Source organism: Bacillus sp. D7-8, from assembly GCF_052055895.1.
Classification (GTDB): Bacteria; Bacillota; Bacilli; order Bacillales; family Bacillaceae; genus Bacillus; species Bacillus velezensis.
Window position 1 is genome coordinate 3195225 of the sequence record NZ_CP179922.1, and the last position, 13828, is coordinate 3209052.

Consider the following 13828-nt stretch of genomic DNA (forward strand, 5'->3'; position numbering starts at 1 on the left):
TCTCCCTCCTTTTCAGCCGTGCGCGCTCATGTCAAAAACCGTCACAAGGCGCGTCTCATCTTTCTTGATTCGTTTTTCGGCCCATCTGAAGACACATTCAAATAAAAGGGCGGCCGCATAATACAGAACAGAAAGCGAGATATACACTTCTAAAGAATGATTGCTCGATGTAATCAAGGTCTGTCCTCTGCCCGACATATCCATCACCCCGATCGAAAAAGCGAGTGATGTATCTTTTAAGAAACCGATCACCATATTTCCGATGTTGGGAAAGGCCTGCACAAGCGCCTGCGGCAGAATGATGCGCCGGAATGTCTGCCCCCCGTTCAGCCCGATGCTGAAAGCCGCCTCCGCCTGCCCGCGGTCGACGCTGTTCACACCTCCCCTGATGATTTCGGCCGCTCTTGCCGCGCTGCTCAGCGCGTACGTGGCGATGGCCGCATACAAAGGGTCCATTTTGGAGGTATCAATCCCGGCGAGCGCCGTGAGCGCCGGAATACCGTAAAATACAATGAACAGCTGCACCATGATGGGCGTTCCTCTGAAAAAAGAGATATACAGCTTCGCAAACTGATTCAAAACGGGAATACGATAGATGCGGAGCAGCGCCAAAAGCAGCCCCAATAGAAAGCCGAACAGCAAAGACACCGCCAATATATACAGCGTGACGGGCAAATACCCGAGCAATGTCGGCACAAAGGACGCGATCATACTGATATCAAACGCTTTTTCCATTGCCGATCCCTCTCTTTTTCACTTAATATTGCTCCTTTGAATAATCAGCGCCGAGCCACTTTTCACTCAGCTTTTTAAGCGTGCCGTCATCAATGATTTCCTGCAGGGCTTTATCAATGTCATCGCTCAGCGTTTGTTCATTTTTGTTAAACATAAAGAACACTTTGGCATTTGACAGCACCCCGCCGACCGTTTTTTCTTTGATCGCGCTCGTTTTGTTTTGGAAATCGACGGCAAACGGCGTAGAAATCGTCGCATCGGCGCGGCCGGATTTCAGCTGATTTGCCGCATCGTTGGAGCCTTGGCCGGCATAAGCGATTTCAAACGGACTGCCGTGTTTTTTATTCCATTTTTTCAGCACAAGCGCGCCGTTTGACGTCGGACTTGTAATGACCCGCTTTCCTTTCAAGTCATCAATGCCGTGAATGTTCCCGTTTTCTTGAAGCACCGTGATTTTCAGCGGGAAGTTGTTATACGCGACTTGATTGAACAGAAATTTTTTCTCCCGTTCGGCGCTTTTCTCCATTTGATGGGCTACGATATCGACTTTATGCTGGCCGAGGCTGACAAGCAGGTTGGAGAAATCCATCGTTTTAAAAGTGAAACGATAGTCCGGCAGGCGCCTGTCAAGCTCTTTCACCAGCTCAACGTCGTAGCCCGTCAATTTGCCTTTATCATCAATAAAGCAAATATTCGGAAATTGAGTTCCCGTGCCGACCGTGATGTTCTTCACGTTTTTCTGATTGCCTGATGCCGCCTCCCCGCCCGCGCCGCAGGCTGATAACGCCGCCGTTGCGGCAATTGTTAATGACATGACCGCCAATCTTATTTTCATGTGATCGCCCCGTTTTCTGCTTCAATTATTTCGTGAAACTTGATTTTGAATAATCCGCGCCGAGCCATTTTTCACTCAGTCTTTTCAATGTGCCGTCCTTCTCAAGCTTTTGAATCGCCCGATCCGTATCGTCGGCCAGGGTTTGGCTGTTTTTATTGAACATAAAATACACCTCGGTATCCAGCAGCACATCACCGACCGTTTTTTGTTTGAACGCGTGCGTCTTATTTTGAAAATCGACGGCAAACGGCGTGGATACGGTGGCGTCAGCGCGTCCTGTCTCCATTTGGTTTGCTGTATCACTGCTGCCCTGCCCGGCGTATTTCAAATGTATCGGGCTGCCGTGGGTTTTGTTGTATGCCGTCATATAATCCGCCGCGTTTGACGTCGCGCCGACGATGACGGTTTTCCCTTTTAAATCCCGGAGCGTGTGTATCGCGTCATTATCCGCCTTCACCGTGATGTACATCGGCGAGTAGTTATACGGGATTTTGTGATACAAAAAGCGTTTCTCCCGTTCCTTATTTTTCGCCATATTGTGCGCGATCACGTCAATTTTCCGGTTTCCGAGACTTGTAAGCAGATTCGAAAAATCCATCGTCTTAAAGACAAATTTGTATTGCGGCAGCTGTTTATCAATGGCTTTCATCACTTCAATGTCATAGCCGGTCAGCTCGCCTTTTTCATCCATAAAAGCAATGTTCGGAAAATCAGTTCCCGTGCCGACAATGACGGTCTGCACGCCGCTCCCCGCTTTTGTGCTTTCTCCTTACCCGCACCCGGCCAGCACGCCGAGCAGCAGAAGCAGACAGCCGGCTCTGATCCGTTTTTTTATCATTGCGCCCAGCTCGGTGTGCCTAACAGCGACGCGTCAAACCGCTCCGGTATGAGCACCTTTCTCATCATGACTCCGATGTCTCCGTCTTTCTCCTGCTCAAAATACACTTCATACCCCCTCCGTCTGTACATATCTACAAGCCAGGGATGCTTGCGCGCCGAAGTGCCGAGCGTGATGGCCGGGGCCTTCAGCGTATCCCGCAGCACGTGTTCCTCCACATAAGTCAAAAGTTTGCTGCCGATGCCTTGCCCCTTCAGCTCAGGAAGCGTCGCAAACCACCAGACGAACGGATATTTTGACGGAGGCGTTTCACTCTCCCACGGAAAACGGATCGTAATTGTTGAAAGAAGCCGTCCGTCCCGTTCAAGCACGACGGCTGAATGATTTTCAATATTTTCTGTTACCATATCGATGTCGGCCCGCGCCGACGGCCAGTCAATCTCCAAATTGCGGATCGGCTGAAACGCGCTGTACAGCAGCTCTAAAAACTCCGGCGCATCCTTTTTCTCAGCCAATCGAAATATGTCTTCACTCATTCCGGTCACTCTCCCCGCAAAAATATATAATTCCAATTTGTTTACTAAGCTTTGATTGTTTATACTATAAAGCAAACTGATTTATTTGACTAATCAAAAAAAGTAAAGGAAAGGTTCAAGAAAATTAATGAACAGCCGGGAGGGGATTTCGTTGGAATTACGCACCATTAAGACGTTCCATACGATCGTACAGTCAGGCAGCTTTTATAAAGCCGCCGAAATTCTGAACTACTCACAGCCGACGATTTCAATGCGGATTAAACAGCTGGAACAGGATGTAGGCGCGCAGCTGTTTGAACGGGGAAAGAAGCTGAAGCTGACAAGGGCGGGGCGGCTGTTTCATGAGCGGGCCGGGCAGCTTCTCGCGCAATACGAGGTGCTTGACCATACTCTGGCCGACATCAGACAGGGGCAGGCCGGCCTTATTCACATCGGCATATCCGAACCGACGGCAAGCCTGATCTTCCCTGCCGTACTGCGGGGGTTTTTAGATGATTATCCTGACATGTCGGTCAATGTCAGCGTGGATGATGCCAATACATGCAGCCGCAAACTGCTGGAGGGCGCCATTGATTTTGCCGTATGCGGCGAGCCGGAGCTGATTCTGGAGAATTATTTCGATCCGTTTTTCCATGACTCGCTCAATGTCATCGTGTCCGACAGACATCCCCTTGCCGCCAAAGCAAGCATCAATCTCGAAGACTTAGAAAATGAATGCCTGATTTTTACGCCCGCCAATTGCCCGATCCGGATTCAAATTGAACAGCACCTGCAGCGGTCCATCGGCAGCCGCTATCGAAAAATGGAGCTGACCAGCAGCATGGCTCACCAATACTATGTCAGGGAAAATATCGGCGTCTCAATCTTTACGGCGACGGCGCACTCAGAGCCGATCGAGGGCACGAAGGTCATTCCGATCCATAACTTAACAATTTCACCGCCGGTCGGGCTGTTGACAAACCAAAAAGAAGAGCATTTTGACTGCGCCACAAAAGATTTAATCAGCAGGATCATCGGCCGGTTTTCAGCGTGATCCGCATTACAAAAACCCCCGCCACTTTGCGGGGGTTTTTGTATATTCATCTCATATAATGCTCCGCACCAAGCCGCCGTCGATCCGCAATGCAGATCCGTTAATGGCAGACGACAGCGGGCTGCTTAAAAAGGCGACAAAGTGAGCGATTTCTTCCGGACGGATCAACCGCTGAATGATCGACGTCGGACGATTCTCCTTCATAAATCGTCTCTCCGCCTCCGCCGCGGTCAGGTTTTCACCGGGATAAAGCGACTCAAGCATCGTTTCGACGCCCTCTGTTTTTGTGGAGCCCGGCATGACCGTATTCACCGTCACATTCGTCCCTTCCGTGAGCTCGGCCAGACTGCGTGACAGCGACAGCTGCGTTGTTTTCGTAGCGCTGTAATGGGCCATTTCCTGAGAAGGCATGACGGCCGCTTCACTCGCGATAAAAATCACCCGCCCTTCCTTCCGTTCAATCATCCGCTTTGCATACCGGCGTGTCAGCCTCACGCCGCTCATGATATTCACCTCGAAAAACCGGAGCCACTCTTCGTCAGGAATATCAAAGTATTCCGCAGGTTCAAAGATTCCTAAATTGTTGACGAGAATATCCACATCAGGGTGCTGCTGAAAAATCGCGCCGCATCCTTCCGCCGTGCCTAAATCAAATGCGGCCGGATAGAGACGGGCATCCGGCGTCTGTTTCTCTAGTTCCCGGATCGTTTCGTTCACCTTTTCTTCACGGCGTCCGTTAATGATCACAGCCGCACCTTCTGCAATCAGCGAAGCCGCAATCGCCTTCCCGATGCCTGACGTAGATCCCGTCACAAGCGCCGTCTTTCCTTTCAACTGCAAATCCATCATCCATTCCTCCCTATCGCAAGTCTCTTCTTATATATGGACAGAAATCGAAAGCCTGAAACCTTCCGTCCCTATTATCGGATAGAAAAATGGATGAGGGGAAGTACGCACTTTTTAGTGCCTGTCCGTTGTCCCGGCTGACGGCTGATCGATTTGAATGACAAACCGATTACCTAACTCTTCTTGAGCCTCTTGAAACAGCTCCAAGACATCATCAGCATCCAAACCCAATTCCTTCTGACTGATCTCAAAATTCTTCCACACCAAAGTCAGCGGATATTCGATCCAGCCTGTCAGACAATCCCATAAGGCATTCAGATTTTCACCATAAAAGTCCGGGAAATCTAATTGATCTTTCAAGATTCGGTGTAAAGCTTCTGTGCTGGTAACATCTTTTCCGTCTATGATGACGATTTCCATTCACATTCACTCCTTGATTTCGGCATGAAAAAACCGCAGTGCGGTCAAGTGACGGCACTGCGGTTCCTCTGTTATGTATGGAGACGGTGGGAGTCGAACCCACGTCCAGAAACATCGATTACTTAAGCGTCTACGAGCGTAGCCTGCATATTTCGTGTTTCACTCGTCTTCGTGCCTGCGGGCGGGCCTTCCGAGAGCTAGTCTGTCAGTCTCTTCTTACGTTCTCAGACAGGAACGCAAGCGTAGCCTACTTGGATGTGCTCTTCACGGACACATAGGCAATGTCAGGAAGAGCTCGCTGCGTTTATTAGGCAGCTAGTGCTAAGTTTTGGTTAAAACTTTTAGTTTTGCCAGTTATATTTAGGTGCGTGTTAACGAGATCGCCTCTCGGCTCGCAGCTCAAGCTCGATCCATCCCTGTCGAATCCGTAACGTCCCCTTGTTAAGGGTATACGGGAGATCTATCAAGCTCTTGCTCAACTGGCTGTACTGTTATTATATCATGATCACAGACAAATTCAATTGGGAATGTCTTCAATAAACAGCCTGTGAATCTGATGTGTGAACAGTATAGCATACGGCAGTTATCACATCAAGGCTCAGGCATCAGAAGCCTTTTTGTCTGTCTCTGAACGCTCTTTCGATTTCTCTTTTGGCGTCTTTTCGTTTTAAATCTTCGCGTTTATCGTATGTTTTCTTCCCTTTTCCGAGGCCGATTAACACTTTGGCAAAGCCGTTTTTCAAATACAGCTTCAGCGGCACGAGGGAATATCCTTTCTCTTTCGTCAGGCCGATCAGCTTATTGATTTCTTTCCTGTGCATCAAAAGCTTTCTCGTCCGGAGCGGGTCGTGGTTATAGCGGTTTCCCTGCTCGTACGGGCTGATGTGCATGTTGTGGAGGAACACTTCGCCGCGCTCGATTTTCGCAAAGGAATCCTTCATGTTTACGCGGCCGGCGCGGATGGACTTAATCTCTGTTCCCTGCAGCACGATGCCTGTTTCATAGGTTTCTTCTATAAAGTAATCATGGTTTGCTTTTTTGTTTTGTGATAATACTTTGCCTGATCCTTTTGGCATGCCTTATCCTCCTCTCTCCGCAAAAACCGTTCATGTGTGCGATACGCTTTATTTTAGCAAATGGAGCGTTCCGCGACAATGAAAATGCGGCTTGCGAAAGAAAGCAAACAGAGCATTTTGCCCCATTTGCTTTTCGCATTTACTTCTTCTTTTTGCGTTTTTGTTTCGGCGCGTTTTGGAAACCGCGTTTTTTCTTTTTCTTCTTCGGTTTTGTAAACCATTCCCCTTTTTCCTCCGATTTCGGCGGTGAAGCCGGGGTATTGCTGTTTAACACGCGTTTCCGCGCCGGTCTGCCGCGTTTTCTGCGGTCGCCTGTCGTTTCTCTCGGACGGCGGGTGCCTTTCATGCCGACAATTTCAAAGTCGATGTTTCTCTCATCTTTATTGACGTCGACGACTTTGACCGTGATTTCATCTCCGATCCGGTAAACGTTGCCCGTGCGTTCGCCGATCATGGCGAAATGCTGCTCGTCAAAACGGTAATAATCATCCGTCATAAAGCTGACGTGCACAAGACCTTCAATCGTATTCGGCAGCTCGACAAACATTCCGAAATTCGTGACGGAACTGATCATGCCGTCAAATTCCTCGCCGATTTTATCAAGCATATATTCCGCTTTTTTCAGATCGTCCGTTTCCCGCTCTGCATCAACGGCGCGCCGTTCCATCGTTGACGTATGGTCAGCGATTTCCGGAAGGCGTTCGGCCCACTTTTCTTGAGTCGCTTCGTCCGATTGTCCGTTGATCAAATACGTTCTGATCAGCCTGTGAACGATTAAGTCAGGATAACGGCGGATCGGCGATGTGAAGTGCGTATAAAATTCAGTCGCCAGCCCGAAATGGCCCAGGCTTTGCGGGTCGTATTTCGCCTGCTTCATGGAACGGAGCATGACGGTTGAAATCACCGTTTCTTCCGGACGGTCCCGCACTTCATCAAGAATGCTTTGCAGCGCGCGCGGATGAATGTCTCCGGCTTTTCCTTTAACGATATAACCGAATGTCGTGACGAACTCCAGGAACTTTTGCAGTTTTTCGGCGTTCGGCTCTTCGTGAATCCGGTAAATAAACGGCACGTTCATCCAATGGAAGTGCTCGGCCACCGTTTCGTTTGCGACAAGCATGAATTCTTCAATCAGCTTTTCCGCTACTGAGCGCTCTCTGATGACGACGTCTTTTACGGCGCCTTCCTCATCGACGAGCACTTTCGCCTCTTTGAAATCAAAATCCACGGCGCCGCGGTCCATCCGTTTCGCCCGGAGAATTTCCGCCAGACGTTCCATGTCTTTAAACATCGGGACGAGCGGCTCATATCTTTCTTTCAGCTCGGCGTCGTCTTCTGTGAGGATCCGGTTGACATCTGAATAGGTCATTCTTTCCGTCGTTTTAATGACGCTTTGGAAGATCTCGTGCTCTGTCACCTGGCCCTGCTGGTTGATTGTCATTTCGCAGGAAAGCGTCAGGCGGTCGACCTTCGGATTTAAAGAACAGATTCCGTTAGACAGTCTGTGCGGAATCATCGGAATGACCCGGTCAACCAAGTACACGCTTGTCCCTCTTTCCAGCGCTTCTTTGTCAATCGGGGAATTCTCCGTGACGTAATGGCTGACGTCGGCAATATGGACGCCGAGCTTGTAGCTGCCGTTATCAAGCTTTGTCACGGTGACGGCGTCATCCAGATCCTTCGCATCCGCGCCGTCAATGGTGACAATGACCTGATCGCGGAGATCACGGCGGTCTTTGATGTCTTTTTCATCGATGGTATCCGGCGTGCTTGTTGCCTGCTCCATCGCTTCAGCCGGAAAATCTCCCGGCAGGCCGTGCTTATGGATAATTGATAAAATATCGATGCCCGGATCATTTTTATGGCCGAGTATTTCAACGATTTCTCCTTCGGCGTTCATTCTGCCTTCAGGGTAGCTTGTCAGTTTGACGACGACTTTATGGCCTTCCGCAGCGCCGTTATTGGCATGTTTCGGAATAAAAATATCACTCGTGATTTTCTTATCATCCGGGATGACAAAACCGAAGCTTTTCGTTTCTGTGTATGTGCCCACGACGCGGTCGATGCTTCTTTCCAAGATGCGGATGACCGTGCCTTCCTGTCTCGATCCGCTTGACTGGGAATTGAGCCGCACCATGACGATATCGCCGTTCATGGCCGTATTCAGCTCATTCGGCGGAATAAACACATCGCTTAAAGAGGTATCCTCCGGCAATAGAAACGCGAATCCCTTTGCATGCGCGGAAATTTTTCCTTTTACTAAATTCATTTTTTCCGGAAGCCCGTAGCGGTTGCTTCTGGTGCGGACGATCTGTCCCGTCTCCTCGAGCGCCACCAGCGCTTTTACCAGCTCTTTAAATTCATCTGCTTCCGTGATGTTCAGCATCTCCTCAAGTTCCTGAACGGTAAGGGGCTTGTACGCCTCTTCCTTCATAAACGCGAGAAGACGGTCCATAAACGCTTCTTTTTCCATTATTCGACCTCCTGTTTGTTACCAATCGAGTTTCTCTAAAAATTCGTACACATCCTGATGAACGAGGTCCCGTTCTTTATCGAGCGTAATGACATGGCCTGATTCTTCATACCATTTCAGCTGTTTGTCGTCCGTTTCCACCTCGTTATAAATGATGTTCGCACTTTCTGTATTAATCATATGGTCATGCCGTGCCTGAACCACAAATGTCGGGGAATAGATCATGTCGACGTTTTTGCGCACATCGGCAATCAGCTCCTGAAGCGATTTGAGCGTATTCATCGGTGTTTTTTCAAACTCCTTCATTTCCTTTTCAATCTGCTCCGGCTGTTTTCCTTCGAATTTTTTATAATTGCGCGCGTAGGAAAGAACTCCTTCGTACATAACCTCTTCACTTTTAATGTGCATCGGCGCACACATAGGAACAATTCCCTTTATGGGTACAGTGTAACCCAATTTCAATGAAAAAACCCCGCCAAGCGACAGTCCGCAGGCCGCAATGTTTTCATAGCCTTCAGACCGTAAATATTCATAACCGTCCATGACGTCTTTCCACCAATCTTCAGGCCCCGTATGTACCAGTTCTTCCGGCGGAACGCCGTGCCCTTTATATTGAGGCGCGTGACAAGTGTAGCCGCGCTCATTCAAGTAGCGGCCGAGCATTCTGACGTCTGCCGTATTTCCCGTAAATCCGTGCAGCAGAAGCACCGCTTTGTCTCCGCCTTTAAATGTAAATGGTTTTGGTGTCACAATTTTCATGCTCATAACCCCTTTTTTGCACATTCAATTTAGTTTTCCACAGTTTTGCGAGAAACAAACGCCGTCTCTCAACAAGAAAAAGGCCTGATATTAAATCAGACCTTATACAAACATTGCCTTATACGATATACGCCAGCGAAATCGTCAACACGAAAAACAAGACTGCCAGCACAACGGTTGTGCGGTGAAGAATCAGATCAAGGCCCCTTGCTTTCTGTTTTCCGAAAAGCTGCTCCGCCCCGCCTGAAATTGCACCCGATAAACCGGCGCTTTTGCTGGTTTGAAGCAATACGACAATAATAAGTGCAATACTGACGATGACCAATAAGGTAATCAATAATGTGTGCATCCCATACACCTCCAGACTGACTGGCCTACATTGCTTCTATTTTACATGAAAAACAAAGGCATGTCACGCCGTATCGGTGCACATCATGTCAGAAAAACGGAAATGCGTTTGAATCTTCCATCATCATTGACTTTTGTCAACAAAGTCGTAGTAAAAAAGATCTTCAAATTTCATGTCAAAGTAATAGAGCATTTTTCCGATGACCAGCTGGCCCGGCCTCCGCTCTCCATTCAGTACACGGCTCAGTGTGGCGGGAGATATTCCGATCTCCAGGGCGAGCTGGTTTAACGAGTAGTCATTATTGACCATATACTGCAGCACATAATCTCTTCTGATCTGTATCTTTTCGACCACTTTCTTCACCTTCCGTTCTGTCAAATACTTTCTTTCTTATACATAAGATACGGCTTTTGTTAACTTTTGTCAATACTTTTCCAGCCTGGCTATTCCCTTTAGTCAATAAACATACTAGAATATAAATAGACCGCGGGAGGGGGAGAGACTGTGGAAAGCTTCGGGAAACAATTGCGGACATTGCGGGAAAAAAGGCATCTGACAGTGAACCAGCTGGCAACGTATTCAGGCGTCAGCGCCGCGGGAATCTCGCGGATTGAAAACGGCAAACGCGGGGTGCCGAAACCTGCAACCATTAAAAAGCTCGCAGATGCGTTAAAAATCCCGTATGAGGAACTGATGCAGACGGCGGGATACATAGAGACCGTTCAGGAAACGAGAGCCCCGTACGACACGGGCTGCACCTTGCTGGAAAAAGCCGAAACGTATGAGCTGCATGATTTATCCCTATTGGAGCGGGAGAACTGGCGGCACCTGTCGAAAGAAGACCTGGTTCTGCTTGATAAATACTTTGCGTTCTTATCGGCTGAAGCCAAAAAAAGAACAAATGAAGACTCATGACTTTGCACATGTGAGGCGATCTTATTGAACACATTCGGAAAGCAATTAAGAGAGCTGCGCCGCGCCCGGAAGCTTACCGTCAATCAGCTTGCCGTCTATTCCGGCGTCAGCTCGGCGACCATTTCCAGAATTGAAAACGGGCACCGCGGCATTCCTAAACCCGCGACCATCCGAAAATTGGCGGACACATTAAAAATTCCGTACGAGGAGTTAATGGCGCGGGCCGGACACATCAAGGCATTTCAGGAAGAAATCCGCGAAACCTCCGAAAGCTATCAATCCATCTGCGCCATCTATCAGACCGCCGTTGACAGAGGCGCGGAGCATCTGCCGCTGTTTGACAGCAAAAAGTGGCAGTATTTCACAAAAGAAGATATTGAAAGCGTCAGCAAATACTTTGATTTTATCGCGGCTGAAGCGAAAAAGCGCTCCCCGGATTCCTCATCCTCTTTTTGATCCTCTCCTCAACTTAACAAGCGCCAGACGTACGTTCCCTCCGATTTTGCGGTATAATAGCAGAAGACGAGGTGAAAAAGCATGAACCAATCAGAAATGTGCCCCAGATTCGAAAAAGCGGTCGACATCCTAAGTAAACGCTGGGTGGCTCTAATCGTCTTTCAGTTATTGAACGGACAGCAGCGATTTAGCGAAATTGAAGCGGCGCTTCCGAATTTAAGCGGAAGAGTCTTGTCAGAACGTTTGAAAGAACTTGAAACAGAAGGTGTCATCAAACGGGATGTTATCCCCGAAACGCCTGTCCGCATTGAGTATTCTTTAACGGAAAAAGGCTGCGCATTAGCCCCTATTTTAGAGGAAATTTCCAAGTGGTCTTCAACATGGATTGATCCTTCCTGATAAACTCTTTTCCGCATAAGCGGCTGATCTTTCAAACGGACAGCCGTTTTTATTTTTGCTTTTCTTAAACAGAAAAACAAGCCCTCAGGCGTGCAGGGCTTGTTTTTGTCTGACGCCTTCCAGCGGAATTCGAATCTCCGCCCGGGCTCCTCCAGACTCCTGATTTTCAAGTATTAATTCGCCGTGGTGAAGATGTACGACATGATGGGCGAATGTAAGCCCCATGCCGTGATGCCCCGCCGAATGTCTGCTTTTATCTTCCGTGTAAAAAAGCTGTGTCGCTCTTTTCAGCGCTTCCGGCGAGAACCCGCTTCCGCTGTCGGATACGGCGAGATGGAGGGCGGAATCGGTGCACAGGACGTCCACACGGATTTCCCCTCCTTCCGGCGTATAGTCGACGGCATTTGCCGCGATATTCATGACCGCCCTGTGGAGCAGCTCATGATCGATCGGCGCTTCTATTCGGTCAATTCCCCGTTCGCTGAGGACGAGATCAATCTGTTTCGGCCCCGCAAGCGCCGCCGCGTCACGATATATGTTTTGAATCCACTCTTTGAGGTCGGTATATTCCACATGAACGGCAACTGCCTCCTCCGCTTTAGAAAGGTGGATCAGCTGTCCGACATAATGCTCGATTTTGTTTCCGGCATCCAGAATATACTGCGCATATTCCGCCTGCTCCTCATCAGGTTCTGTTAACTGAAGCAGTTCGGCATTTCCTTTAATGATCGTTGCCGGAATTTTAATATCATGCGCAAGCGCGCCGATTTGTTCTTTCTTTATCCGCTCCGCCTCCCATTGCGCCGCCAAAGATGCCTGAAGCGCGTCTTTCATTTTCAGCAGAGAGTCAATGACATCGTCAAATTCTTTTATACGCGACCTTTTTGGATTGATATTTAAATTCTGTTTTTGAATGCTTGCCGTAATGGAGCTGAGTGTGCTGAAATGCCGTCTCAGCTGATTGGCGAAACGCGTCGTCACAATAAAAACGGTCAAAAGAAGCAAAGTGATCAGAATCGTAAGACCCGTCCATTCATAATTCGGCAGATAGCGCCTTAACAGCGGCGACTGAAATTCCGACCTGAGTGAATATTGGAGAACGCCGTATTCATCTTTCCGATTTATCACCATGAATCCTTTTTGAGCATAATTAAAATACGGCTGATGCTGAATCTTTTTTCTCGCGTTGGCCGCATCTTGTTCCGTCATCGTTCCTTTTGTCATCCGCTTTGTTTTTTTATCAAAAACGGCGTATGTCATACCTGCGGGGATCATGTCTTCTGTTATCTTTTCCGCTGATTTCAGGCGGGGTTTGATCTGTTCCGCCTCATGCTCGCTGTAGTTTGCGGGCAGGATCGCTCCGGCATTCATAGCAATGGCATTTAAGGCGACACATAATGCCGCCACCCCCATCGTGCTCAGACACAGTGTGATCGTAAATTTGACAAGCTCTTTGCGGATGCTGGATTTTCCTTTTGCTATTCCCATTTGTATCCGACACCCCACACCGTTTTGATCGGATCAGCCCCGTGTTCTTTACATTTTTTCCGGATGGTTCTGATAAACTCCGTAATGGTTGAATAGAGCGCATCGCCGTCCAAGCCGTACACTTCCTCGTAAATCTGCTCCCGTGAGAATGTTCTGTTTTTATGCTGTGCCAGACATTCAACGATTTTATATTCGTTTTTCGTAAGAGGCAGTTTCCGGTCATCAATCCATACTTCTTTATTGTCAAAATCAAACATGAAGCCTGATATCAGCCGTTTCGTCTGATGCTTTTCCCGCCGTTCCCTTCTGACATGCGCGTTTACCCTTGCCATCAATTCCTGTACGCCGAACGGCTTTGTGATGTAATCATCAGCGCCTGTCATGAGGCCTTTCACAATGGATTCTTCGTCAGACTTTGCCGTTAAAAACAGGATCGGGCTGTCCACCAGCGGCCGAATCCGCCGGCAGAGTTCAATCCCGTCCGTTCCGGGCATCATGACATCAAGAAGAATCAAATCATAGCCTTGAAAAAAATCCAATGACTGATCCTCCGCTTTTTCCAGAATCGTTACTGTATGCTGATCACGCTGTAAAATGTTTCTGATCAGAACGAGAATATCTTTTTCATCATCAATTGCTAAAATGTTTGCCACCGGCCGAATCGCTCCTT

Annotated in this window: 16 protein-coding genes, 1 other RNA gene and 1 pseudogene; 4 read left to right on the forward strand and 14 right to left on the reverse strand. The window is 48.5% G+C overall.

What is annotated here, in order from left to right; translation table 11 throughout:
• Positions 1-12 precede the first annotated feature (12 nt).
• From ACKTRM_RS15715 to ACKTRM_RS15730, 4 genes and pseudogenes are all read right to left on the reverse strand, one after another.
• Positions 13-735: an amino acid ABC transporter permease gene (locus ACKTRM_RS15715; protein ID WP_012118458.1), complete on the reverse strand. Its 723-nt coding sequence runs from the start codon at positions 733-735 to the stop codon at positions 13-15.
• 22 nt (positions 736-757) lie between these two features.
• Positions 758-1570, reverse strand: a complete 813-nt coding sequence (locus ACKTRM_RS15720; RefSeq protein ID WP_012118459.1) for an amino acid ABC transporter substrate-binding protein — start codon at positions 1568-1570, stop codon at positions 758-760.
• A gap of 25 nt (positions 1571-1595) precedes the next feature.
• Positions 1596-2408, reverse strand: a pseudogene (locus ACKTRM_RS15725) (amino acid ABC transporter substrate-binding protein).
• A complete protein-coding gene (locus ACKTRM_RS15730) occupies positions 2405-2944 on the reverse strand; it encodes a GNAT family N-acetyltransferase (RefSeq protein ID WP_012118461.1) in 540 nt (179 codons plus the stop codon). The pseudogene ACKTRM_RS15725 and the gene ACKTRM_RS15730 overlap by 4 nt, the downstream one beginning before the upstream one ends.
• 151 nt (positions 2945-3095) lie before the next feature.
• Between ACKTRM_RS15730 and ACKTRM_RS15735 the strand changes: the two genes are divergently transcribed.
• Positions 3096-3977, forward strand: coding sequence for a LysR family transcriptional regulator (locus ACKTRM_RS15735; RefSeq protein ID WP_023357134.1), 882 nt, complete (start codon positions 3096-3098; stop codon positions 3975-3977).
• 51 nt (positions 3978-4028) lie between these two features.
• Here ACKTRM_RS15735 and ACKTRM_RS15740 read toward each other — a convergent pair whose 3' ends face one another.
• From ACKTRM_RS15740 to ACKTRM_RS15775, 8 genes are all read right to left on the reverse strand, one after another.
• Positions 4029-4823, reverse strand: coding sequence for an SDR family NAD(P)-dependent oxidoreductase (locus ACKTRM_RS15740; protein ID WP_023357135.1), 795 nt, complete (start codon positions 4821-4823; stop codon positions 4029-4031).
• A 114-nt stretch (positions 4824-4937) separates the two neighbouring features.
• Positions 4938-5243 carry a barstar family protein gene (locus ACKTRM_RS15745; protein ID WP_012118464.1) on the reverse strand — a complete coding sequence of 102 codons (306 nt, stop codon included), beginning with the start codon at positions 5241-5243 and terminating at the stop codon, positions 4938-4940.
• 75 nt (positions 5244-5318) lie between these two features.
• Positions 5319-5681: a transfer-messenger RNA gene (ssrA, locus tag ACKTRM_RS15750) on the reverse strand.
• A 167-nt stretch (positions 5682-5848) separates the two neighbouring features.
• On the reverse strand, positions 5849-6319 hold the full coding sequence (smpB, locus tag ACKTRM_RS15755) for an SsrA-binding protein (RefSeq protein ID WP_003151688.1): 471 nt from the start codon (positions 6317-6319) through the stop codon (positions 5849-5851).
• Between the two features lie 139 nt (positions 6320-6458).
• Complete coding sequence (rnr, locus tag ACKTRM_RS15760) at positions 6459-8792, reverse strand: ribonuclease R (protein WP_012118465.1); 2334 nt, start codon at positions 8790-8792, stop codon at positions 6459-6461.
• A gap of 18 nt (positions 8793-8810) precedes the next feature.
• Positions 8811-9551, reverse strand: coding sequence for an alpha/beta hydrolase (locus tag ACKTRM_RS15765; RefSeq protein WP_007409986.1), 741 nt, complete (start codon positions 9549-9551; stop codon positions 8811-8813).
• A gap of 118 nt (positions 9552-9669) precedes the next feature.
• Positions 9670-9900, reverse strand: a complete 231-nt coding sequence (gene secG / locus ACKTRM_RS15770) for a preprotein translocase subunit SecG (RefSeq protein WP_003151681.1) — start codon at positions 9898-9900, stop codon at positions 9670-9672.
• A 123-nt stretch (positions 9901-10023) separates the two neighbouring features.
• The gene (locus ACKTRM_RS15775) at positions 10024-10209 is read right to left on the reverse strand and encodes a helix-turn-helix domain-containing protein (RefSeq protein ID WP_087920807.1); all 186 of its coding nucleotides are present in this window, start codon (positions 10207-10209) and stop codon (positions 10024-10026) included.
• A 195-nt stretch (positions 10210-10404) separates the two neighbouring features.
• Between ACKTRM_RS15775 and ACKTRM_RS15780 the strand changes: the two genes are divergently transcribed.
• The 3 genes from ACKTRM_RS15780 to ACKTRM_RS15790 all read left to right on the forward strand — a co-directional run bounded on the left by ACKTRM_RS15780 (position 10405) and on the right by ACKTRM_RS15790 (position 11670).
• Positions 10405-10815, forward strand: a complete 411-nt coding sequence (locus ACKTRM_RS15780) for a helix-turn-helix domain-containing protein (protein WP_003151677.1) — start codon at positions 10405-10407, stop codon at positions 10813-10815.
• A 24-nt stretch (positions 10816-10839) separates the two neighbouring features.
• Positions 10840-11271: a helix-turn-helix domain-containing protein gene (locus tag ACKTRM_RS15785; protein ID WP_012118466.1), complete on the forward strand. Its 432-nt coding sequence runs from the start codon at positions 10840-10842 to the stop codon at positions 11269-11271.
• An 81-nt stretch (positions 11272-11352) separates the two neighbouring features.
• A complete protein-coding gene (locus ACKTRM_RS15790) occupies positions 11353-11670 on the forward strand; it encodes a winged helix-turn-helix transcriptional regulator (RefSeq protein WP_003151672.1) in 318 nt (105 codons plus the stop codon).
• An 84-nt stretch (positions 11671-11754) separates the two neighbouring features.
• Here ACKTRM_RS15790 and ACKTRM_RS15795 read toward each other — a convergent pair whose 3' ends face one another.
• Both ACKTRM_RS15795 and ACKTRM_RS15800 read right to left on the reverse strand, forming a co-directional pair.
• Positions 11755-13158, reverse strand: coding sequence for a sensor histidine kinase (locus tag ACKTRM_RS15795; RefSeq protein WP_012118467.1), 1404 nt, complete (start codon positions 13156-13158; stop codon positions 11755-11757).
• On the reverse strand, positions 13149-13811 hold the full coding sequence (locus tag ACKTRM_RS15800) for a response regulator transcription factor (RefSeq protein ID WP_007613820.1): 663 nt from the start codon (positions 13809-13811) through the stop codon (positions 13149-13151). The genes ACKTRM_RS15795 and ACKTRM_RS15800 overlap by 10 nt, the downstream gene beginning before the upstream one ends.
• Positions 13812-13828: the final 17 nt, after the last annotated feature.